Origin of the sequence: Pseudomonas extremorientalis (assembly GCF_001870465.1) — a bacterium.
In the GTDB taxonomy this organism is placed as follows: Bacteria; Pseudomonadota; Gammaproteobacteria; order Pseudomonadales; family Pseudomonadaceae; genus Aquipseudomonas; species Aquipseudomonas extremorientalis.
The window spans coordinates 225,081-247,870 of the sequence record NZ_MDGK01000017.1 but is presented as its reverse complement, the minus strand read 5'-3'; the positions used below and the strand labels follow the sequence as shown (position 1 = coordinate 247,870).

The window sequence follows — 22,790 nt, the reverse complement described above, 5'->3', positions numbered from 1 at the left end:
CTTAGCCAATGCAACTGATTCCTATTTGGTTCGGTTCGCAACTATAAGATTCGTACCCCGGAGCGCTCTCGATGTCCTCTTGCTTCAACCGCCGGTCCTCTTCGCCCGTCCTGTCCTTGCTGACGGCGGCCATCCTGCTGGCCGGTGCGCCAGTGATGAACGCCACCGCCGCCGAGCCTGCTCCGCGCAGCCACGGCAACTACAACTTCAGCATCGAGCAGCAATCGCTGGTCTCTGCACTCAACGCCTTTACCGCCGTGACCGGCTGGCAGGTCGGCCTGCCGGCGGAACTGGCCCAGGGTGTGTCATCCCCTGGCGTACGCGGTCCGTTGTCGCCGGAAAAAGCCCTGGACCGGCTGTTGGCGGGGACCAACCTGAGCTACCGCAAGCTGGGCAGCAACAACATCGTCCTGGAAAAACGCGCAGCGGGCGGCACCCTCAACCTGCAACAGGTGACCATCAGCGCCACCCGTAACGAGCAGGATGTGACCAGCGTACCGAGCACCGTCAGCGTGCAGGATCGCGAAGAACTGGACCGCCAGAACGTCAACAACATCCGCGAACTGGTGCGCTACGAGCCCGGCGTCTCGGTCGGCGGCGCGGGCACCCGCTCCGGTAACGCCGGCTTCAACATCCGCGGTATCGACGGCGACCGCATCCTCACCCAGGTGGACGGCGTGGAAGTGCCGGACAACTTTTTCAACGGCCCCTACGCCAAGACCCGTCGCAACTACGTCGACCCGGAGATCGTCAAGCGTGTGGAGATCCTGCGCGGCCCGGCCTCCGCCCTGTACGGCAGCAGCGCCATCGGTGGCGCCGTGAGCTACTTCACCCTCGACCCGGACGACATCATCAAGCCAGGCCAGGATTTCGGCGCCCGCCTCAAGACCGGCTACAGCTCCGCCGACGAAAGCTGGCTGACCTCCGGCACCGTCGCCGGCCGCGTGCAGGACTTCGATGGCTTGCTGCACCTGAGCCAGCGCAATGGCCACGAGACCGAATCCTACGACGGCAACAACGCCACCGGCCTGGCCCGCACCGGCGCCAACCCGGAGGACGCGCGCACCACCAACATCCTGGCCAAGCTCGGCTGGAACTATGGCGATGACAACCGCTTGGGCCTGACCTACGAGAAGTACAAGGACGATCGCGACGTCAACCTGAAGAACGCGGTAGGCGGCCCGTTCATCGGCGGCCGAGGCTTCAACCTCTACCGTGATCGTCGTGGCAACGACACCATTACCCGTGAACGTTTCGGCCTGGAAAACAGCTTCGCCCTCGAGTCGCCGATTGCCGACCGCATCAAGACCAGCCTCAATTACCAGATCGCCAAGACCGACCAGACCACCGCCGAGATCTATCAGTCAGGCCGTCGTGTCCTGCGCACCCGCGACACGCTCTACCAGGAAAAACAGTGGATTTTCGATGCCCAGCTCGACAAGGCGTTCAGCCTCGGTGAAACCGACCACCAGGTGACCTACGGCACCACCCTCAAGCAGCAGAAAGTCACCGGTTCGCGCGAGGGCAACGCGACCTGCGTGGCCGTCGGCAGTGGGTGCACCGCCATCGGTGCCCCCAGCCCGATGGCCAGCGACAGTGTGAAGAAGTCCAGCGACTTCCCCGACCCGACCATCAACACGTATTCGCTGTTCGCACAGGACCAGATCACCTGGGACAAGTGGACCTTCCTGCCCGCCGTGCGCTACGACTACACCCAGCTCAAACCCAAGCTGACCCAGGAATTTCTCAACACCGTCAACCCGACAGGGGCGGACCCGGTGAGCGACAAGGAAAAAACCTGGCACCGTGTGACGCCCAAGTTTGGCCTGACGTACGCCCTGACGGATCAATACACCTGGTTCGGCCAGTACGCCGAAGGTTTCCGTACGCCGTCCGCCAAGGCCTTGTACGGCCGCTTTGAAAACCTGAACCTGGGCTACACCGTCGAGCCGAACCCCGACCTCAAGCCAGAAACCAGCAAAGGCGTCGAAACCGGGATTCGCGGCAAGTTCGACGAAGGCTCCTTCGAGATCGCCGTGTTTTACAACAAATACCGCGACTTTATCGACGAAGACAACGCCGTTGCCGGGGGCAGCCTTGAACAGTTCCAGGCCATCAACATCAAGCGCGCCACCATCAAGGGCGCCGAAGCCAAGGGCCGCCTGAACCTGGATGCCTTCGGTGCGCCGCAAGGTCTCTACACCCAGGGCTCGGTGTCCTATGCCTATGGCCGCAACGACGATAATGGCGAGCCGCTGAACAGCGTCAACCCGCTCAAGGGGGTCTTCGGCCTGGGCTACGACCAGGACAACTACGGTGGCCTGTTGAGCTGGACCCTGGTGAAAAAGCAGGATCGCGTCGACAGCACCACCTTCCACGCGCCGGACGGCGACACCAGCGGCCCCTTCAAGACCCCTGGCTTCGGTGTGGTCGACCTGACCGCCTTCTACAAAGTCACCCACGACGTGACCATCAACGGCGGCCTCTACAACCTCACCGACAAGAAGTACTGGAACTGGGATGACGTGCGCAGCTACGACAGTGTCGGCGAAGCCGCCGTGACCGGCCCGGCCAACCTCGACCGCCTGACCCAGCCGGGCCGCAACTTTGCGATCAACGTGATCTGGGACATCTAGCACCGCCCTACTCACCCCGTTGAAATTTCTTCGACGGGGTGAGGATTTTTTACTGTGCCGCGTCTTCTTGTTCGTCTAGTTGATAACAGCTCTCTTTCGGGCACCCAGGCGCATCCCTTCTCAAGGACTTTTCATGACCGCTTCCCCTACCGCAGAACGCGCAAGCCTGCGCTCCCAACGCCTGAACCAGATCACCAACGAGCCGCACACCAAGCTCGACGCACTGGTCAAGGCCCACGCCCCGTTTGAAACCCGGGCCAACTTCGCCCGTTTCGTGGTGGCGCAGTACCTGTTCCAATCGGAACTGGTGGCCCTGTACAACGATGCCGAACTGATCAAGATCGTGCCGGACCTGGCCGAGCGTTGCCGTGCCGAAGCCGCCAAACTGGACCTGGGCGACCTGGACACCGAGGTGCCTGCACCGGTCGCCGGCGCCGTGAAAAACCCGAGCAAGGCCGAAGCCCTGGGCTGGCTGTTTGTGTCCGAAGGCTCCAAACTGGGCGCTGCGTTCCTGATCAAGCGTGCCGTGGGCCTGGGCCTGAGCGAAACCTTCGGTGCCCGTCACCTGGGTGAGCCGGCCGGTGGTCGCGCCGAAGGCTGGAAAAGCTTCACCCGTACCCTCGACGCCCTGGAGTTCAGTGCCGAAGAGGAAGCCGCAGTGGAAAAAGGTGCGATCGACGCGTTTGTACGCTTCACCGTCTTGCTCGAACAGGCGTACGCTAGCGCCCCTGAATTGGCCTGACATCCAGATTGAAATGCCATCAACTGTGGGAGGGGGCTTGCCCCCGATAGCAGAGCGCCAGTCAACGCTTCTCTAGCTGACACATCCCCATCGGGGGCAAGCCCCTCCCACAGTTGGCGCTCACTTCGCGACGTTACAAATAAACCATGACCCGCAAAACCCAATCCACCTCGAAAATCGCCCGGATCCTCTTCGGCCTGCTGGCCTATGTCAGCCTGGGCATTGGGTTGATCGCGATTGTCGTGCCGGGTTTGCCCACCACCGAATTCATCCTGCTGGCCGCCTGGGCCGCCACTAAAAGCTCGCCACGCCTCAGCGCCTGGCTGGAGAACCACCGGCTGTTCGGGCCGATCCTGTTCAACTGGCGCAACGGCAAGATCATCGCTCGCCGAGCCAAAGTCAGCGCCACTGTAAGCATGCTGCTGTGCGCCATGCTGATGCTGGTGATGCTCGACCACGGCTGGCCGATCTACCTGGCCATTGCCGGAATGAGCCTGGGCAACCTGTGGATCTGGTCACGCCCGGAAAGGCTTGCAGCGCCTGTCTGACGCCGCGTGTAGGTGTTTTCCTACCGCTCATCGCCTCTTTCTCATGAATTGATTTGTGACGCCGATGTTTCAGACATAGCGCTGAATGGACTTGGCTCTGCTGCATGCATCCCCACCAGTCCATTCGCGAGTGAGCCTATGTTCAACACCCTCTCCATCCGCCTGAAAATCGTGCTGCTGTCCGGCCTTTGCCTGTTGGGGGTGATAGCACTGGTCGTCGGCATCAATATCTACAACACCAACCAGAATGATCTGTTGGTCAGCGATTCCAGCTCGCGCATGCTCACCGCCAGCGTGGAACAACTGCTGCAAGCCAGGGCCGCCGAGCAAGCGGTGCAGTTGCAGAAAACCTTTGGCGACAGCCTGATGGCGCTGACCGCGCTGGCCGACCAGATCAAGGATTTGCGCACCATGGCCAGCAAGCGTGGCCTGGAAGCCGGCGCGCTGCGCGAAGAAATCAACCAGAGCCTGAAAACCACCTTCGATCGCAACAGCAAAGTGCTGGGGTTCTGGCTGTCATTCGAACCCAACGGCCTCGACGGCAAGGACAGCGAGTTCGTCGATGACAAGGCACGCGTCTCCAACGAAACAGGGCGCTTCTCCAGCTATTGGAGCCGTGCCGGCGGTGAAGGCTTGAACACCATCATGGTCGAAGAAGACCTGAACAAGACCACCCTCACCCTCAATGGTACGCCCTACAACATCTGGTACACCTGCCCACGGGACACCCGCAATACCTGCCTGCTGGAACCCTATGAAGATACGGTGGCCGGCAAAAAGGTACTGATGACCACCATCGCCTCGCCACTGATCGTGGGGGGTAAACTCATCGGCGTCGTCGGTGTCGACATCGCCCTCACCGCCCTGCAAGCAACCGCCGACGCTGCACAGAAGGACCTGTTCAACGGCGCAGCGCACCTGGAGATTCTCTCCAGTACTGGCCTGATTGCCGCCTACAGCGGCGAGCCGGCCAAGGTCGGCAAGAACCTGATCGATACCCTCGGCGCCGAGGGCAAGGAAATCGTACAGTTGCTGGCCAGTGACAACCGCATGATCCGCGAACAGGACGACACCATCCGCGCCGTGTACCCGGTCAAGCCGATTGCCGACGCCAAATCCTGGGGCGTGGTGATCAAGCTGCCAAAAGCCGTGATGCTCGCCGACAACGTCAAGTTGCAGCGGGTGCTTGACGACGCCCAATCCGCCGGCACCCTGAAGGCACTGCTGGTGGCCGCCGCCGCCGGCCTGCTCGGTTTGCTATTGATCTGGCTGACCGCTACCGGCGTGACCCGGCCGATCAACAGCGTGGCCGCCATGCTCAAGGACATCGCCAGCGGCGACGGCGACCTTACCCAACGCCTGGCCTACGCCAAGAAGGATGAACTGGGCGAACTGGTGAACTGGTTCAACCGTTTCCTCGACAAGCTGCAACCGACCATCGCCCAGATCAAGCAAAGCATCACCGAAGCACGCGGCACCGCAGACCAGTCTTCGGCCATCGCACGCCAGACCAGCGAAGGCATGCAGGTGCAGTTCCGCGAAATCGACCAGGTGGCCACCGCGTCCAACGAAATGAGCGCCACCGCCCACGACGTCGCCAACAGCGCGTCCAATGCCGCCAGCGCGGCACGCGGTGCCGACCAGTCGGCGCGTGAAGGCATGTCGATCATCGAGCAGAGCACCCGCGACATCACCACCCTGGCCGAAGAAGTCAGCAAGGCCGTGGGCGAAGTCGAAGCCCTGGCGGTCAACAGCGAACAGATTGGTTCAGTGCTGGAAGTGATCCGCAGCATTGCCGAGCAGACCAACCTGCTGGCCCTCAATGCCGCCATCGAAGCGGCACGCGCCGGGGAAAGCGGTCGAGGGTTTGCGGTGGTAGCCGACGAAGTGCGTAACCTGGCCAAGCGTACCCAGGATTCGGTGGAGGAAATCCGCCTGGTGATCGAGCGCATCCAGAGCGGCACCCGTGGCGTGGTGGCGACCATGCATTCCAGCCAGAGCCAGGCCCAGAGCAATGCCGGGCAGATCCATCAGGCGGTGCAGGCCTTGGGCAAGATCAGCGATGCGGTGACCGTGATCAGCGACATGAACCTGCAGATCGCCAGCGCCGCCGAACAACAGAGCGCCGTGGCCGAAGAGGTCAACCGCAACGTCTCGGCGATCCGTACCGTGACCGAAACCCTCACCGGCCAGGCCACCGAGTCGGCGGCCATCAGCAGCCAACTCAATGCACTGGCCAGCCAGCAGATGAAGTTGATGGATCAGTTCAGGGTTTAAGAAACACCAAAAACCAATGTGGGCGGGGGCTTGCCCCTCCCACAGTTTGATCACTTGGGATTTAGAGACCGGTCCAGGCACTGACAAACTGCGTCAGGTCTTCTTTAGCAGCGGTACGCGGCGGGTTCTGCGGTGTGCCCAGGTACAGGAAGCCAATCACTTCCTCATCCGCCGTCAGCCCCAGGCCTTTGGCCACGTGGGCCGAGTAGGACAATTCTCCGGTGCGCCATACCGCACCAATCCCCTGGGCATACGCCGCCAACAGGATGCCATGAGCCGCACAGGCAGCAGCCAGCAGTTGCTCGGACTTGGGCACCTTGAAGTGCTCCTGCAAACGGGCAATCACCACCACCACCAACGGCGCGCGCAACGGGCCGTTCTGGGCCTTGTCGATCACCGCCTGTGGCGCATCGGCGTCTTGCAGCCGGGCCGCTTCGGCCAACAAGGTGCCCATCTGTTCGCGAGCAGCGCCTTCAACCGTGAGGAAACGCCAAGGGCGCAGTTGGCCGTGGTCGGGCGCACGCATGGCGGCGGCAAACAGCACATCGCGCTGCTCCTGGGTCGGCGCCGGTTCCAGCAGGCGCGGCACGGAAACACGGTTGAGCAAAGCGTCGAGAGCCTGCATGGGCCACCTCCAGAAAAAAATGTGCGGTCATTCTAGCGGGAATGAATCGGGATGCCACCAAACGATAATTGCTCTTATTCATTGCGCCCTGCCCTGTTAGACTTTGCGACCTTATTTTCCGCCGTGGTTCAGGAAATTCGATGTCCCCTTCGCTTTTTCGCCTGTCCGCAGCCTTGCTGGCCTTGAGCCTGGCTGGCTGCGATGACGCGCCCAGGTTTACCAAGGCCGAGCCGGGTGAATCACGGGCGGGCGGTGCTGCGACGGTGAACAAGCGCGACCAGAACGCGTTTTCCCTGCCCTCGGCCAACCTGTCGCCCACCCGCCGCCTGGACTTCAGCGTCGGCAACAGCTTTTTTCGCAGCCCCTGGGTGATCGCACCCTCCACCACCACGGCGCGTGATGGCCTCGGCCCGCTGTTCAACACCAACGCCTGCCAGAACTGCCATATAAAAGACGGTCGTGGTCACCCACCGCTGCCCGATGCACCCAACGCGGTGTCGATGCTGGTACGCCTGTCGATTCCGGATGCGCCCGCCTATGCCAAGGCCATCGAACAGATGGGCGTGGTGCCCGAGCCGGTCTACGGTGGGCAATTGCAGGACATGGCCGTGCCCGGCGTGCCGCCGGAAGGCAAGGTGCGGGTCGATTACACGCCGGTCAACGTGACGTTCAAGGACGGCACGGTGGTCGAGTTGCGTAAACCCGACCTGCAGATCACCCAGCTTGGCTACGGCCCGATGCACCCCGACACGCGCTTTTCCGCACGCATCGCGCCGCCGATGATCGGCCTGGGCTTGCTCGAAGCCATCAGCGACGCCGACATCCTGCGCAACACCGACCCGAAGACCGCCGACAAGCAAGCCATCGTCGGCCGCGCCAATTGGGTCTGGGACGACGCCCAGCAAAAAACCGTGCTCGGGCGTTTTGGCTGGAAAGCCGGGCAACCCAACCTCAATCAACAAAATGTTCACGCGTTCTCTGGTGATATGGGCCTCACCACATCCCTGAGACCCTTTGATGACTGCACCGATGCCCAAGTCGCCTGCAAACAGGCCCCCAACGGCAATGGCCCCGATGGCGAGCCGGAAGTCAGCGACAACATCCTGCGCCTGGTGCTGTTCTACACGCGCAACCTGGCGGTGCCGGCGCGCCGTGGCGTCAACACGCCGCAGGTGCTGGCCGGTAAAAACCTGTTCTATCAAGCCGGCTGCCAGGGTTGTCACACGCCTGCATTCACCACGGCCGCCAATGCTGCCGAACCTGAACTGGCCAATCAGGTGATCCGCCCCTACAGCGACCTGCTGTTGCACGACATGGGGCCGGGCCTCGCCGATAACCGCACAGAATTCAAGGCCGGTGGCCGCGACTGGCGCACGCCGCCGTTGTGGGGCATTGGTCTGACGCAAACCGTGAGTGGCCATACCCAGTTCTTGCATGACGGCCGCGCCCGCAACCTGCTCGAAGCCGTGCTGTGGCATGGCGGTGAAGCCCAAGCGGCGCAGCAGCATGTGTTGTCCTTCAATGCCGAGCAGCGCGCAGCGTTGCTGGCGTTCCTGAATTCTTTATAAGCTTCGCCCCACTTATAGAAGGGAGCTCGACATGTTCCGTCCCAAGTTGTTGTTCACCAGCCTGGCCGCCCTCGCCCTTGGCGCCTGCTCGCCGCAAGACCCGCAAGCAGTGACCTCTGCGGCCATCGCCAAGCAAGTGATCCTGCCGACCTACAGCCGCTGGGTCGAAGCCGACCGCCAACTGGCCGTCAGCGCGCTGGCCTACTGCCAGGGCAAGGAGAGCCTGGACACCGCGCGTGCCGATTTCCTGCATGCACAAAAGGCTTGGGCCGAGCTGCAACCGCTGCTGATCGGGCCGCTGGCCGAGGGCAACCGTTCGTGGCAGGTGCAGTTCTGGCCGGACAAGAAGAACCTGGTCGGCCGCCAGGTCGAGCAACTGGTCGCCAGCCAGCCGCAGATCGACGGCGCCGCCCTGGCCAAGTCCAGCGTGGTGGTGCAAGGCCTGTCCGCCTACGAATACATCCTCTACGACGCCAAGACCGACATCGCCGACGACGCACAAAAGGCCCGTTACTGCCCGCTGCTGGTCGCCATCGGTGACCGTCAGAAGGCCCTGGCCGAGGAGATCCTGGCCAGTTGGAACAGCACCGACGGCATGCTGGCGCAGATGACCAAGTTTCCGAACCAGCGCTACGCCGATTCCCACGAAGCCATTGCCGATCTGCTGCGCGTGCAGGTCACCGCACTGGACACCCTGAAGAAAAAACTCGGCACGCCGATGGGCCGCCAGACCAAGGGTATCCCGCAGCCGTTCCAGGCCGATGCATGGCGCAGCCAGTCGTCCCTGCAAAGCCTCGAAGCCAGCCTCGCGGCAGCCCAGACCGTATGGGTCGGCGTCGACAACAAAGGCCTGCGTGGCCTGCTGCCGTCCGAGCAGAAGCCGTTGGCCGACAAGATCGACGCCGCCTATGCCGCGTCGCTGAAACTGTTCGCCAGCAACCAGCGCACCCTCAACGAACTGTTGAACGACGACGCCGGGCGCCAGCAGCTCAACGATATCTATGACAGCCTCAACGTCGTCCACCGCCTGCACGAAGGCGAGCTGGCCAAGGCGCTGGGCATCCAACTGGGCTTTAACGCCAACGACGGTGACTGATGATGCTCAGGCGACAGGCTTTGGCCATCGGCAGCGTGCTGCTCAGTGCTCTCACACTGGGTGGCTGGACGCTGTTCAAAAGCAAAGACAAGGGCCCGCTGCTGCTCTCGGCGCGGGATGATGCGGACGGCAAGCACTACGCCGTGGGTTACCGCCTGGACGGCAGGCAGGTATTTGCCACCCAGGTCGGCCAGCGCTGCCACGACATCATCAACCACCCGACGCTGCCGATTGCGCTGTTTGTCGCCCGTCGCCCGGGCACCGAGAGTTACCTGATCGACCTGCGCGATGGCGCGCTGCTGCAAACCATCACCTCCCAGGTCAACCGCCACTTCTATGGCCACGCGGTCATTCACAAGAGCGGCGACTGGCTGTACGCCACCGAGAACGACACAGCCGACCCCGGCCGTGGTCTGCTCGGTGTGTACCGTTTCGAAGGCGAGCGGCTGGTGCATACCGGCGAGATCTCCACCCACGGCATCGGCCCGCACCAGGTGTCGTGGATGCCCGACGGCGAGACCTTGGTGGTGGCCAACGGCGGCATTCGTACCGAAGCCGAAAGCCGCGTGGAGATGAACCTCGACGCCATGGAACCGAGCCTGGTGCTGATGCAGCGCGACGGTACCTTGATCAGCAAGGAAACCCTCGGCCAGCAGATGAACAGCGTGCGGCACATGGGGATCGCCAGCGATGGCACCATCCTCACCGGGCAGCAGTTCATGGGGGCGTCACAGGAGCGTTCCGAGTTGCTGGCGATCAAGCGTCCGGGGCAGCCATTCGTGGCGTTTCCGGTGGCGGACGAGCAGTTGCAGGCGATGGGGCACTACACCGCCAGCGTCGCAGTGCACAGCGAATTGCGCCTGGTGGCGTTGACTGCCCCACGGGGCAACCGCTTCTTTATCTGGAACATGGACAGCGGCGAGCTGCGCCTGGACGGACCGCTGCCCGACTGCGCCGGTGTCGGTGCCGTGGAGGATGGGTTTGTCGTGACCTCGGGCCAGGGCCGTTGCCGGTTCTACGATTGTCGCCAGAAACAGTTGGTGGCAACGCCGCTGGAATTGCCGGCAGGGCTTTGGGATAACCATCTGCACATGATCTGACGCCCCCTTTGCCAGAACATTTCCACGACCACAAAAAAAGGGCCCCGCTTCGCAAGGCCCTTTCCCAGGGGTTTGAATCGTTTCAACTCTGCGGCCTCATGCCTTGAGACATGCCAAACATGAACAGCAACAACTCATGATCGGGCTTGGCCGCCGTGCTCGCCTTGGCAACGCGCGGCAACAGGCATTGCGCGCCACCCTGCGTTGCACTGAGCACCTGGGTGCGAGGCTGTTCCCACGCCGCCAGCGCCAGGGCTGCAACGCCCAGCGCCCCGATCAGGAACAGACCTCGTGCTATTTCTAGCTTCATCTGGTTAAACCCTTGATAGCGCTGCCAAACGCCGTCTCGTAAAAGTAGCTGAGTTTCTTCCAGTCGGCATCGTTCCACGACGAATGGCGGCGCAATTGCAGCATGTCATGGGAGGCGGCCCGATAAGCGGTCAGGCGCTGGCGGCATTTCTCAAAGTCCAGCAGCGCCACTTCGACGTTTGCCGAATCACCCTCGCCCGTCACTCGCACAAAGATATGCTTGATGTAGAGGCAGCCATGCTGCCAACGACCCTTGTGCATGCGCGCCAGGGTGCCGGCCAGTTCCTGGAGCACACGCTCATGCACCCGCTCGCCGTAATGCTCGCGGCCACCGGCGGCGTACCAGTTCTCTATTTCGTCGAAACCGTCGAGGGCCGCAGTGACCAGCAGCGCTTTCCACTGGTGCTCGGGGTCGCGGCGCGCTTCGCAAAACACCATTTCCGGCACACGCACGTCCAACAAACGCAGGCCCTTGAGGGCATCGCGCTCACGCAGCACCGTCGGGCGACCAAACGGATGCAGCCAACTGCGGTAGATGTGCCCGGTCTGGCGCTTGCTGTAGAGCAAGCGTCCGTTGGGGCTGATCACACGCTGCACACCGCTTTCACCACCACGGCGACGGTTGGGCTCTTCGACCCACTCGCCTTGCTGGCGCCAGAAATATTCGAATCGTTCCTCGGGAGCTACGTGACTGCCTGCTACGCACTCAACTGCCATCCTGTTACCTCTTGCGTAATACGTACACTCGCCACATGGCATAGAGCGGTATGAAATCCAGGGACTCCTGGACACGGAAGCCGGCTTCCTCAAACTCTGCTTCAACAGTAGCAGCCGGTAACACAAATCTGTTTTGGTAACCTTCCTGCTCACCTTTCTTGCGACGCTGCTGCTCGAGCCGCTTGCGTTTCCAGGCCTTGAAATTGCCATCGACCCACAACGAAACAATCACGCTGTCACGGGTAACGCGTTGAAACTCGCGCAATATCGCCATGCGATGCGCCGGATCACCAATGTGGTGCAACAGTCGCATGCAGAAAATGCTGTCGACCGCGTTATCTGGCAAAGCAATATCAAAGGCCGATGTCTGCAAGGGTCGTACCCGTTTCACCACATCGGCGGGCTGGGCGACCGTTGCCACCTTCAACATGGACGCCGAGTTGTCGGCGCCGATGATCACGCGGTTGGGCTTTTCCGCCAGCAGGGGCCAGAAACGCCCGGCGCCGCAGGGCAAGTCCAGCACCAGGCCAGGCTCACCCGCCATCGCCAGCGCGCCACGGGCCAATTGCTCGTCGCGTTTGTGGGACAACCGGCGCGCCAGATTGTCTTGATGCTTGAGCAAATATTCCTGAGCGTGTTCGTCGTCGTACTTTTCGGAAAATTCGAGCTTGATCGGGGTAGGCATCAACGGATCTCCAGTAGCTGATGCCTACAACCTTAAGCAGCGCACTGTGAGTAACTGGTCAACCCGTTGTGAAAAACTTGTCCTGTCCAGCCCCATACATTTCAAGACTTTACAGACTCACGCAATAGCATGGGGCCATCTTCGCCGAATTGCGGGGATGTCTGGCAGGATAGCGGCAGGGGCTAGCGTCAGGCGTTGACCTGACTCAATTGCACATGAAAGCGGCAGCCGTTGGGCTCCATGGTACTGAGGCTGACGCTCCAGCCCTGGTTCTCGCAGATGCGCTGCACCAGCGACAACCCCAACCCCAGGCCCTCACCGCGCTTCTCGCTGCCGCGTACGAACGGCTCGAACATTGCCTCGCGCTTGTCCTCGGGGATACCGACACCACTGTCTTCCACGATAAATCCGCTCGGTTCCAGGGTCAGCCGGATAAACCCCTGCTCGGTGTAGTGCAGGGCATTGCGCAGCAGATTGCCCATCACCGCATGCAGGAAGGTGGTGTTATAGCGTGTATCCAAGGGGTTGCCGGGTTGGTAGATCAGTTCCAGGCCTTTGTGCTCGATGGGCTCGCGCCAGATGCCGAGCAGATCTTCGGCCACCTGCGTCAGGCTGACCTGGGGCGACATTGCCGCTTCGTCATGCTGGGCACGGGCCAGCATCAGGAAGGTCTGCACCAGTTCGCGCATTTCTTCGCAGGCCCGGGCAATGCGCAGCACCTGGTTGCGCCCGCGCTGATCGATGGCGGGGTTTTCCAGCAGCAGTTCGCAGGAGCTGGCCAACACCATCAAAGGTGTGCGCAGCTCATGGCTCACGTCGCTGGTAAACAGCTGTTCACGGGACAGGGCCTGGCGCAGCCGTCCCAATGTGGCGTCGAACGCCACCGCCAGCTCGCCCACTTCATCCGCTGCGTAATCCGGCGCCAAGGGCGGGGCCAGGCCGAGCAATTGGTCACGGTGGCGCACCTGACGGGCCAGACGCACCACCGGCGCCATTACCTTGCGCGCCAACACCCAGCCGAGGAACACCGCCAGCGCCAGGCTGAGCACAAAGCCCACCAGCACCACGGCGAACAACACGCGCTCGCGCTCTTCGAAATCGCTTTGGTCCTGCAACAGTACGTAGCGCCGCCCGTCGACCACTTCGACCATGGCGTGGTACGACAGCGCCTCGCGGAATACCTCATGGAAACCGGGCTCAAGGTGGCGCAGGTCCTTGGGCAACTCGAAGTCGCCGGGGCCACCACTGAAATAAAACAGCTGGTCCGGCTCGGGCCGGTGCCGCCAGTCCTCGACGGTGTCCATCAGCAGCAGGCGTTGCAAGTCGCCGCCCAGGCCCGCCGAGATCAACTTCTCTTCCACCAGGTGCACCGTCGCCACGATACCCATGGCGAAGGCCCCCGCCACCAACGCACTCATCAAGGCAAAGGCGATGATGATCCGTTGCGCAAGGCTTTGCTTAAACTCCATCACGACCCTCGGCCAGGCGATAACCCACACCGTGCACCGTCTGCAGCAACGGCTTGGCAAAAGGTTTATCGATCACTTGGCGCAATTGGTGAACGTGGCTGCGCAGGCTGTCACTGTCCGGGCAGTCATCGCCCCACAGGGCTTCTTCGAGAATTTCGCGGCGCAGCACGTGCGGGCTCTTCTGCATCAGCACCGCCAGCAGTTTCAGGCCGACTGGGTTGAGCTTGAGCAGGCGCCCTTCGCGGGTGACTTCCAGGGTATCGAGGTCGTAGCTCAGGTCACCGACCTGCAGGGCGCGGCGACCGCCGCCCTGGGCACGGCGCAGCACGGCTTCGATACGTGCGGCCAGTTCCGACAGGGCAAAGGGCTTGAGCAGGTAGTCATCAGCGCCGGACTTGAAGCCCTGCAGCCGGTCATCGAGTTGGTCGCGGGCGGTGAGCATGATCACCGGCGTATCGCGGCGGGCGTCCTCACGCAGGCGTTTGCACAGGGTGTAGCCATCGATGCCGGGCAGCATGATGTCGAGCACGATCAGGTCGTAATGCTCGGTGGCGGCCAGGTGCAGGCCCGACAAACCGTCCTGCGCACAGTCCACGGTGTAGCCCTTCAGCCCCAGGTAGTCGGCCAGGTTGGCCAGAATATCGCGGTTGTCTTCAACCAGTAGAATTCGCATGGGCAGTGTCTCCGTACGCGGTAACGGCCGTGTTGGCTCGCGCAGCTTAAGGCCAAGTGTGGCTCAGGGATAGACCCGCAAGCGCCGTCGATAAAGGTTTTCAACCGATTAATTAGTCGAACGAGTTTTTCACTATAGCTTCACAAACTGACTACAGTGTCAGGGCGAAGATCGCGCCCATCGATATAAGGAAGTTGGACATGGGGTTTCTCAAAACAGCGCCTATGCGCTATTTGCTGCTGGTCACCGGTGCCTGGCTGTTGGTTTTCCTGCTCACGCGCAGCGTGCTGCTCATCACTCACCTGGACGAAGTCGGTGGCAACCTGCTGCCGGTGTTTGGCGTGGGCCTGCTGTACGACCTGGGCTTTCTGGCCTATGCCGCCCTGCCACTGGGGTTGTATCTGCTGCTGTGCCCACCTGCCCTCTGGCGCCGTCGCGGTCACCGCTGGTTCCTGCAGGCGGTACTGACCGTCAGCCTGTTCGCCATGCTGTTCACCTCGGTCGCCGAATGGTTGTTCTGGGATGAATTCGGCGTGCGCTTCAACTTTATCGCCGTCGATTACCTGGTGTACTCCGATGAGGTGTTGAACAACCTGCTGGAGTCCTACCCGATCGGCAAGCTGCTCAGCCTGCTGGCGATGCTCGCCGTTGTGTTGAGCCTGGCTCTGCGCAGACCGTTCATCGCCGCGATGAATGCACCGCTGCCGGCAATGCGGGGTCGCCTGGTCAATGCCCTGGGCCTGTTGGTGGTTGCTGGCCTCAGCCTGCAACTGATCAGCCAGGACAGCCCACGCGCCCAAGGTGGCAACGCCTACAAGAACGAACTGGCGAGCAATGGCCCGTATCAGTTTTTCGCCGCGTTCCGTAACAACGAACTGGACTACACCCAGTTCTATAAAAGCCTGCCCGCGGACGTTGTCGCCAAACAGTTGCGCGCCGAACTGAGTGAGCCCAATGCTCGCTTCATCGACAAGGACCCCTTGGATATCCGCCGCGCCATCGATAACCCCGGCACGCTGCGCACACCCAATATCGTGCTGGTGACCATCGAAAGCTTCAGCGCCAAATACATGGGCAGCAACGGCGACGAGCGCAACCTGACGCCCAACCTGGATGCGCTGCGCAAACAAAGCCTGTATTTCAATAATTTCTATGCCACCGGCACCCGCACTGACCGAGGCCTGGAGGCCATCACCCTGGCGATCCCACCCACGCCGGGCCGCTCCATTGTAAAGCGCATCGGACGCGAAAGCGGCTTTGCCAGCCTGGGCCAGCAACTCACCGCCATCGGCTACGACAGCGTGTTCGTCTACGGCGGACGTGGCTACTTCGACAATATGAATGCGTTCTTCAGCGGCAACGGCTATCGGGTCGTCGACCAGAGCAGCGTGCCAGAATCGGAGATCTCATTTAAAAACGCCTGGGGCATGGCCGACGAAGACCTCTACAAACAAACCCTGAAACTGGCCGATGCCGACTACGCCAAGCAGCAGCCGTTCCTCCTGCAACTGATGACCACCTCCAACCATCGCCCCTACACGTACCCGGATGGGCGCATCGATATCAAATCCGGTAACGGCCGCGACGGTGCGGTGAAGTACACCGACCACGCCATCGGTGAGTTCCTGGAGGCGGCACGCCAGAAGCCGTGGTTCGATAACACGATCTTCGTGTTTGTCGCCGACCACACTGCCGGCAGCGCGGGCAAGGAAGACTTGCCCATCAGCAACTACCAGATACCGCTGTTCATCTACGCCCCCAAGCTGGTCGACGCCCGGGAAACCGCGCAACTGGCCAGCCAGATCGACCTGGCGCCCACCTTGCTCGGCCTGCTCAACCTGAGCTACGAATCGACCTTCTTCGGTCGCAACCTGCTGCAAGACAACCCACTGCCACCCCGTGTGGTGGTCGGCAACTACCAGCACCTGGGGCTGTTTGACGGTAAAGACCTGGCGATCCTCAGCCCGCGCCAGGGCCTGCGTCGCCACGATCAGGCCCTGGGTGAAAGCCAGGAGCTGCGGGTGGGCAGTGATGACCCGCTGATCCTGCGCGCCATCACCTACTACCAGGCCGCCAGCTATGGCTTCAAACAGCAGTTGCTGGGCTGGAAAGCGCCGAAGGTCGCAGAACCCGCCATCAGCGCCCGCTGATCGCCACGCGTGGCCCTTGCCTCCTGCGGGGCAAGGGCGTAACACTTGCGCCCATTCTCCGGCGATGACGCCCTTTCATGTCCGACACCCTGCTGCTGATCGAAGATGACCGCCCACTGGCCGCCCTGACGGCGGAGTTCCTGCGCGCCGAAGGTTTCAGCGTGGCGGTGGAGCACCGTGGCGACCGTGCTGCCCAGCGTATTCTCGACGAAAAACCGGCGTTGTTGATTCTGGATGTGATGCTACCCGGCATCGACGGTTTTACCCTGTGCCGACAGATCCGCGAGCAGTACCCCGGCCTGATCCTGATGATGACGGCACTCGACGAAAACGCCGAGCAACTGACGGGGTTCAACGTCGGTGCGGACGATTACGTGGTCAAACCGGTCGACCCGCTGTTGTTGCTGGCCCGTATCCGCTCATTGCTACGTCGCCATCCCCAGGCCCCCCGTGCGTATTACCAGTGGGGCACGTTTCGATTGGACCTCGACTGCCATTTCGCCTGGCTCGATGAGGTGCCCTTGCAGTTCTCGGTGGCCGAGTTCGAATTGCTTGCGATCTTCGCCCGCCACTGCGGGGTGTTGCTGACCCGGGAAAAACTCCTGCAAAGCCTGCGCGGCCTGGAGTACGACGGGCTCAATCGCTCGGTGGATATGCGCGTGTCGCGCCTGCGCAAAAAGCTGATGAGCCTGGGCTGCCCGGTGACGATCCAGACCATCACCGCCCAGGGCTACCTGTTTGTCGAAACACCGCAAGAGGCCCGACATGTTCTCTAGAGTGCGACCCTGGACGGCGATTCTCGCGGGCACCGGCTGGGGCGCGTTGACCCTGTATTTGCTGTGGCTGTGCGCCAATGCCTCGGTGTTTGTCGGCGAATACAGCTTTTTGCGCTTGATGGCCGGGCCGGGCTATCTGGTGGCGGAGCAGCTCAAGGCCTTGCCGGCTGACCAGCGTGAAGCGCGTATGGAGGTACTGCGCGCGCGCTTCCAGTACCCGATCCGGCTCGTCACCCTGGATGAGGTCGAACTGCCGCCCGAAGCGCTGATCATGCTTCAGCACCAGCAACCGGCGCAGAGCAGCGATGAAGACATCACCTATTTCCCGCTCGACGACAAAACGCTGATCCAATTCGGCCCGATGTGGGGAACCGCCGAGGTCAAGGACCTGCTGCAATTCCCGGTGTATGGGATCACCGCGTGCGTGGCCGGCCTGCCGCTGGTGCTGTGGATGTGGTTCGGTCTGCGCGCACGCCGCCAGCGTAGCGCCGACCTGCAAGCACTCGATGTTTGCCTGGGCACCCTGGCCCGTACGCCCAATGCGATGCTGCCAGCCATGGGCAAGGAATGGGCGCCCGTGCTGCAGACCTTGCAGCAACATGCCCACGACATCAACGCCATGAGCGAACGTCACCGAGAGGTTTCCCAGGCCGTCTCCCATGAGTTGCGCACGCCGCTGGCACGCATGCGTTTTGCCTTGACCCTGCTGGGCAAAAGCGACGACCCGTCCACGCGCATACGCTTGCAGGAACGCCTGCAAACCGATGTGGAAGAGCTTGAAGCCCTGGTGCGCGCCAGCCTGGCCTTTGCCCGGATGGCGGGCGCACCCGCCGACCTGCAGCATGAGCCCATCCCTATCCGTGACTGGCTGCATCAGGAGTTTGCCTTGCTCGACGGGCACCAGCGGCGCCTGAGCCTGGACACCGAGCCGGCGGACCTGCAAATGATCGGCGACCGCGCCTTGTTGCATTTGATCGTGCGCAACTTGTTGAGCAACGCCATCACCTACGCCCGTGACCAAGTGAGCGTCAGCGCTGCCCACCAGGATGACCAGCACCTGGTGCTGCATGTGGACGACGACGGCCCCGGCATACTCGCCGAAAACCGCGAAAAGATATTCGAGCCGTTTGTGCGACTGGCCATGGGCGGCGATGACCCCGGCGGCTTCGGCCTCGGGCTGGCACTGGCCAAACGCGCCAGCCAATGGCATCGCGGTGAGTTGTCCGTGGCGCGCAGCCCGTTGGGCGGGGCACGCCTGACCCTGATCCTGCCGCTGCGTCCGCAATAGCCTGCGTGTTACAGCCTGTGACAGTGAACCGTTGGCATTCTCCGTAATCTCGCCACCTGATCCAGGGTTGCCCCTGCGCCCTGGGTCCCCGTCCTCTGGACCCGGTTGGAGAGCCCGTTCATGCGTCCCCCAAAACAGCATTTATCCACGTTGATGCTATCGCTGTGTATCGTCGCCAGCGCGCTGCTGGCCAGTCAGGCGGCTGCCGTGAGCCGCGCAGCGCCTGACTTCACTGGTTCGATCAAGTCACCCGGCTACGACGCCCACCCCCTTAAACTGCTGGGCGAGGTGACCATGTCCAGCCGCTGGCGGCGGCCCATACCCAGGCCACGCACTAAAGCCGCGACTCTGTCTGCCCAAGGCCCGCTCGGCCACACGTCTGCACCGTGGTCCGCTGCACGTGTGCCCTCGGCGCTTGCCAGGGGGATGACATTCAAGAAGCTGTTGCGACGCGGCGGCATGGGTTGAGCGGTCAACCGGACATAAAAAAACCCCGCCTGCATCACTGCAGGCGGGGTTTTTTATGAGCCGGGTAAGGCTGGCTTACATCATGCCGCCCATGCCACCCATGCCGCCCATGTCTGGCATACCGCCGCCAGCCGAGCCTTCAGCCTTAGGCTTGTCGGCAATTGCAGCTTCGGTGGTCAGGATCAGACCGCCGATGGAGGCTGCGGCTTGCAGCGCGGAACGAGTCACCTTGGTAGGATCCAGGATGCCCATTTCGATCATGTCGCCGTAGACGCCAGTCGCGGCGTTGTAACCGTAGTTACCTTTGCCGTTCTTGACTTCGTTGACTACAACGCTTGGCTCGTCGCCGGAGTTGGCAGCGATCTGACGCAGCGGCGCTTCAACAGCGCGACGCAGCACAGCGATACCCACGTTCTGGTCAGCGTTGTCGCCAGTCAGGTTGGTCAGGGCTTCCAGAGCACGGATCAGCGCAACGCCACCGCCAGGTACCACGCCTTCTTCAACGGCTGCGCGGGTTGCGTGCAGGGCGTCTTCAACGCGGGCCTTCTTCTCTTTCATTTCAACTTCGGAACCGGCGCCAACCTTGATCACTGCAACGCCGCCGGACAGCTTGGCCAGACGCTCTTGCAGTTTTTCACGGTCGTAGTCCGAGGAAGTTTCGGCAACCTGGGCACGGATCTGAGCGATACGGGACTCGATGTCGCCTTCAACGCCAGCACCGTCAACGATGGTGGTGTTTTCTTTGGAAATGGTCACGCGCTTGGCACTGCCGAGGTGTTCCAGGGTGGCGCTTTCCAGGCTCAGACCGATCTCTTCGGAGATAACGGTACCGCCGGTCAATACGGCGATGTCCTGCAGCATGGCCTTGCGACGGTCGCCAAAGCCTGGCGCCTTGACGGCTGCGACTTTAACGATGCCACGCATGTTGTTCACAACCAGCGTCGCCAGGGCTTCGCCTTCAACGTCTTCGGAAACGATCAGCAGTGGGCGGCCGGCTTTGGCAACGGCTTCCAGCACTGGCAGCAGTTCGCGGATGTTGGAGATCTTCTTGTCGACCAGCAGGATCAGCGGGCTGTCCAGCTCGGCAACCATGGTTTCCGGCTTGTTGACGAAGTACGGGGACAGGTAGCCACGGTCGAACTGCATGCCTTCGACAACCGACAGTTCGTTTTCCAGGCCCGAACCTTCTTCCACGGTGATCACGCCTTCCTTGCCGACTTTTTCCATGGCTTGGGCAATGATGTCACCGATGGAGCTGTCGGAGTTGGCGGAGATGGTGCCTACCTGAGCGATAGCCTTGGTGTCGGCACATGGCTTGGACAGGTTTTTCAGCTCGGCAACGATGGCGATGGTCGCCTTGTCGATGCCGCGCTTGAGGTCCATCGGGTTCATGCCGGCAGCGACGGCCTTGTAGCCTTCGTTGACGATCGCCTGGGCCAGGACGGTCGCGGTGGTGGTACCGTCGCCCGCGTCATCGTTGGCACGGGAGGCAACGTCTTTGACCAGCTGCGCGCCCATGTTTTCGAAACGGTCTTCCAGTTCGATTTCTTTGGCGACGGAAACGCCGTCCTTGGTGATGGTCGGAGCGCCGAAGCTCTTCTCGATGATCACGTTACGGCCTTTCGGGCCCAGGGTCGCTTTTACTGCGTCAGCCAGGACGTTGACACCGGTGAGCATTTTCTTGCGGGCGGAATCGCCGAATTTAACTTCTTTAGCAGCCATGATCGATATTCCTTAAATACTTTGGAGTAACGGGAAAATGAGCGGGGAAATCAGTCTTCCAGAACAGCGAGAATCTCGTTCTCAGCCATAACCAGCAGGTCTTCGCCGTCGACTTTCACTGTGTTGCTGCCGGAGTAAGGGCCGAAAACAACCTTGTCACCCACTTTCACGGCCAGCGCGCGTACATCACCGTTCTCCAGGGTCTTGCCTGGGCCCGCAGCGACGATCACACCGTGGTTGGCTTTTTCAGCAGCCGAACCTGGCAGAACGATACCGCCAGCGGTTTTCTTTTCTTCTTCGCTGCGACGGATTACGACGCGGTCGTGCAGAGGACGAAGCTTCATTGTCGATCTCTCCTAATTGTGTTTTTCATCGGCCGGTATCAATTCCGGCGGGTTAAATTCCGGCGGTGCCGGTCGCGGTTCGCGGGGCGAAACGCGGAAGTCTGTCCAGTGTCACCACCAGAAACCTTGCGGTGACCGTTACATAAGGGCGCATATGCTTATTACAAGGGGCCGGGGATGAAAATTTTTGTGTCTGCCTGCGGTTAAACGCAGCACGGCACCCGAAGGTGCCGTGCCAATGAAGCGGTTATTTGCTGTCGCGGTGTTCGAACTCGCCTTCGATCACATCCCCTTCACGCCCCAGCGGCTGGCGCGGAGCGGGGCCGCCACGGGGTTGCAGGTCGTCGGCGAAAGCTCGCTGGCGAATCGCCGCCTCTTCGGCACGCTGGCGCATCTTGCCGGCCAGCAGCTTGCGGGTGAACGGCAGCAGCATCACCAGGCCGACCACATCGCTGATGAAGCCCGGCAGGATCAACAGGCCACCCGCCAGGGCCATCATCAGGCCTTCAAGCATGGTCTGGGCGGGCAGCTCGCCACGGTTCAGGCTTTCACGGGCACGCAGCGCCGTGGCCAGGCCGGCGACGCGCAGCACCAAAACGCCAAGCATCGAGCCGAGAATGATCAGCAACAGGGCCGGGAAAAACCCGATCGCGCTGCTGACTTGAACGAATACGAACAGCTCCAACACCGGGAACAGCAGAAAGAGCAATAAAAAAGGGCGCATCAAATGGTTCCTCAACGCAAGAATGCCTTGCCAGTCCACCTTAGATGACGTCGCCGTTTCGTGAATTCAAGCGTCGGCGCTGGCTTTTTTCGGCCAGGCCTCGGCGTGGGCCAATGAAACCAGGGCTTCGCGTACTTGTGTCGGCGTGTTGCAAGGCTCCGCAAATGGCAACCAATATAAGGATTGGCCGACACGCAAGTGCATGCCTTCGCTGTCGATGCCGGCCAATTGGGCGGGCTCGGAGGTGGGCAAACCGCTGAGATCGACGTAATGGGCAATGGCCTTGGCGTGATCGCTGTTCATGTGCTCGATCATGCTGCGCTCGGCCTTGCCGGCGAACGGGTTGGCCAGGGTCAACTGGTCGACCCAGTGAATCGCGCCAAAGCCACCGATGTACCGGTGGCGTACGGGCTTGAGAACCCAGAAGTCAAAGTCGTGGGCCTTGTGGTAGTTGGCAGAATCCGGGAAGTAGCGGTAATAACGCTCGGCCGCCGCCTCGATGGCGTCGCCCTCCTCCAGTTTTTCCGCTTCGGCCAGGTAGGTCAGGCGCCCGACGGCCTGCACATCATCGGCCTCGCGTTCCCCCACCAGCAAAGAGCATTTGGGGTCTTTCTGCAGGTTGTGGGTGTGCTGGGCGATACGGCTGATCAGGATCAACGGGCGACCCTGATCGTCGAGGCAATACGGTACGACCGAGCCGAACGGGAAGCCGGGCATGGCTTTGGACAAAGTGGAGAGAGCCCCACGGTATTCCTTGAGCAACAGCTCTCGGGCGTTCTTGGCAACCTGTGCGCTCAACGTATGACTCCTCGGGTATTCAGCCGCCCATGGCATATGGGAATGGATCTCAACGCAAGGTAATCATTATCGGCA

General features: G+C 61.8%; 21 protein-coding genes. 11 read left to right on the top strand and 10 right to left on the bottom strand.

The window, feature by feature from the left end:
* The first annotated feature begins 71 nt into the window (after positions 1 to 71).
* The 4 genes from BFN10_RS08615 (at position 72) to BFN10_RS30290 (ending at position 6,203) form a co-directional block, all read left to right on the top strand.
* Positions 72 to 2,636 carry a TonB-dependent receptor gene (locus BFN10_RS08615; RefSeq protein WP_071489316.1) on the top strand — a complete coding sequence of 855 codons (2,565 nt, stop codon included), beginning with the start codon at positions 72 to 74 and terminating at the stop codon, positions 2,634 to 2,636.
* A gap of 133 nt (positions 2,637 to 2,769) precedes the next feature.
* Positions 2,770 to 3,378 carry a biliverdin-producing heme oxygenase gene (locus BFN10_RS08610; protein WP_071489315.1) on the top strand — a complete coding sequence of 203 codons (609 nt, stop codon included), beginning with the start codon at positions 2,770 to 2,772 and terminating at the stop codon, positions 3,376 to 3,378.
* A gap of 146 nt (positions 3,379 to 3,524) precedes the next feature.
* Positions 3,525 to 3,926 (top strand): YbaN family protein, encoded by a 402-nt coding sequence (locus BFN10_RS08605; RefSeq protein ID WP_071489314.1) that lies wholly within the window; start codon positions 3,525 to 3,527, stop codon positions 3,924 to 3,926.
* A gap of 138 nt (positions 3,927 to 4,064) precedes the next feature.
* Positions 4,065 to 6,203, top strand: coding sequence for a methyl-accepting chemotaxis protein (locus BFN10_RS30290; protein ID WP_071489313.1), 2,139 nt, complete (start codon positions 4,065 to 4,067; stop codon positions 6,201 to 6,203).
* 61 nt (positions 6,204 to 6,264) lie between these two features.
* Here the strand turns inward: BFN10_RS30290 and BFN10_RS08595 are convergent, their stop codons facing one another.
* Positions 6,265 to 6,828 carry an NAD(P)H nitroreductase gene (locus BFN10_RS08595; RefSeq protein WP_071489312.1) on the bottom strand — a complete coding sequence of 188 codons (564 nt, stop codon included), beginning with the start codon at positions 6,826 to 6,828 and terminating at the stop codon, positions 6,265 to 6,267.
* Positions 6,829 to 6,968: 140 nt separating this feature from the next.
* Between BFN10_RS08595 and BFN10_RS08590 the strand changes: the two genes are divergently transcribed.
* Genes BFN10_RS08590 through BFN10_RS08580 form a run of 3 tightly spaced genes read left to right on the top strand, consistent with a single transcriptional unit; the run spans position 6,969 to position 10,592 of the window.
* On the top strand, positions 6,969 to 8,396 hold the full coding sequence (locus tag BFN10_RS08590) for a di-heme oxidoreductase family protein (RefSeq protein WP_071489311.1): 1,428 nt from the start codon (positions 6,969 to 6,971) through the stop codon (positions 8,394 to 8,396).
* Between the two features lie 31 nt (positions 8,397 to 8,427).
* Positions 8,428 to 9,492, top strand: coding sequence for an imelysin family protein (locus BFN10_RS08585; RefSeq protein WP_071489310.1), 1,065 nt, complete (start codon positions 8,428 to 8,430; stop codon positions 9,490 to 9,492).
* A gap of 2 nt (positions 9,493 to 9,494) precedes the next feature.
* Positions 9,495 to 10,592, top strand: a complete 1,098-nt coding sequence (locus tag BFN10_RS08580) for a DUF1513 domain-containing protein (RefSeq protein ID WP_071489309.1) — start codon at positions 9,495 to 9,497, stop codon at positions 10,590 to 10,592.
* A gap of 82 nt (positions 10,593 to 10,674) precedes the next feature.
* Here the strand turns inward: BFN10_RS08580 and BFN10_RS08575 are convergent, their stop codons facing one another.
* The 5 genes from BFN10_RS08575 to colR form a co-directional block, all read right to left on the bottom strand.
* Positions 10,675 to 10,902 carry a hypothetical protein gene (locus BFN10_RS08575; protein WP_071489308.1) on the bottom strand — a complete coding sequence of 76 codons (228 nt, stop codon included), beginning with the start codon at positions 10,900 to 10,902 and terminating at the stop codon, positions 10,675 to 10,677.
* Positions 10,899 to 11,618, bottom strand: coding sequence for a lipopolysaccharide kinase InaA family protein (locus tag BFN10_RS08570; RefSeq protein ID WP_071489307.1), 720 nt, complete (start codon positions 11,616 to 11,618; stop codon positions 10,899 to 10,901). Before BFN10_RS08570 ends, BFN10_RS08575 begins: the two co-directional genes overlap by 4 nt.
* A gap of 4 nt (positions 11,619 to 11,622) precedes the next feature.
* Complete coding sequence (locus tag BFN10_RS08565; RefSeq protein ID WP_071489306.1) at positions 11,623 to 12,303, bottom strand: class I SAM-dependent methyltransferase; 681 nt, start codon at positions 12,301 to 12,303, stop codon at positions 11,623 to 11,625.
* A gap of 188 nt (positions 12,304 to 12,491) precedes the next feature.
* Positions 12,492 to 13,772, bottom strand: coding sequence for a sensor histidine kinase (locus BFN10_RS08560; RefSeq protein ID WP_071489305.1), 1,281 nt, complete (start codon positions 13,770 to 13,772; stop codon positions 12,492 to 12,494).
* Positions 13,762 to 14,445: a two-component system response regulator ColR gene (colR, locus tag BFN10_RS08555; protein WP_003175870.1), complete on the bottom strand. Its 684-nt coding sequence runs from the start codon at positions 14,443 to 14,445 to the stop codon at positions 13,762 to 13,764. The genes BFN10_RS08560 and colR overlap by 11 nt, the downstream gene beginning before the upstream one ends.
* 200 nt (positions 14,446 to 14,645) lie before the next feature.
* Between colR and BFN10_RS08550 the strand changes: the two genes are divergently transcribed.
* From BFN10_RS08550 to BFN10_RS08535, 4 genes are all read left to right on the top strand, one after another.
* Positions 14,646 to 16,595 carry an LTA synthase family protein gene (locus tag BFN10_RS08550; protein ID WP_071489304.1) on the top strand — a complete coding sequence of 650 codons (1,950 nt, stop codon included), beginning with the start codon at positions 14,646 to 14,648 and terminating at the stop codon, positions 16,593 to 16,595.
* A 77-nt stretch (positions 16,596 to 16,672) separates the two neighbouring features.
* The gene (locus tag BFN10_RS08545) at positions 16,673 to 17,371 is read left to right on the top strand and encodes a response regulator (RefSeq protein WP_071489303.1); all 699 of its coding nucleotides are present in this window, start codon (positions 16,673 to 16,675) and stop codon (positions 17,369 to 17,371) included.
* Positions 17,361 to 18,659, top strand: coding sequence for an ATP-binding protein (locus BFN10_RS08540; RefSeq protein ID WP_071489302.1), 1,299 nt, complete (start codon positions 17,361 to 17,363; stop codon positions 18,657 to 18,659). Before BFN10_RS08545 ends, BFN10_RS08540 begins: the two co-directional genes overlap by 11 nt.
* 120 nt (positions 18,660 to 18,779) lie before the next feature.
* Positions 18,780 to 19,127 carry a hypothetical protein gene (locus BFN10_RS08535; RefSeq protein WP_071489301.1) on the top strand — a complete coding sequence of 116 codons (348 nt, stop codon included), beginning with the start codon at positions 18,780 to 18,782 and terminating at the stop codon, positions 19,125 to 19,127.
* Between the two features lie 75 nt (positions 19,128 to 19,202).
* On the opposite strand, the gene groL is transcribed toward BFN10_RS08535, so the two are convergent.
* The 4 genes from groL to BFN10_RS08515 form a co-directional block, all read right to left on the bottom strand.
* Complete coding sequence (gene groL / locus BFN10_RS08530) at positions 19,203 to 20,849, bottom strand: chaperonin GroEL (protein ID WP_071489300.1); 1,647 nt, start codon at positions 20,847 to 20,849, stop codon at positions 19,203 to 19,205.
* A gap of 50 nt (positions 20,850 to 20,899) precedes the next feature.
* Complete coding sequence (locus BFN10_RS08525) at positions 20,900 to 21,193, bottom strand: co-chaperone GroES (RefSeq protein WP_003193940.1); 294 nt, start codon at positions 21,191 to 21,193, stop codon at positions 20,900 to 20,902.
* Positions 21,194 to 21,440: 247 nt separating this feature from the next.
* A complete protein-coding gene (locus tag BFN10_RS08520; RefSeq protein WP_016975517.1) occupies positions 21,441 to 21,917 on the bottom strand; it encodes an FxsA family protein in 477 nt (158 codons plus the stop codon).
* Positions 21,918 to 21,983: 66 nt separating this feature from the next.
* Positions 21,984 to 22,715, bottom strand: coding sequence for a HugZ family pyridoxamine 5'-phosphate oxidase (locus tag BFN10_RS08515; protein ID WP_071489299.1), 732 nt, complete (start codon positions 22,713 to 22,715; stop codon positions 21,984 to 21,986).
* Positions 22,716 to 22,790: the final 75 nt, after the last annotated feature.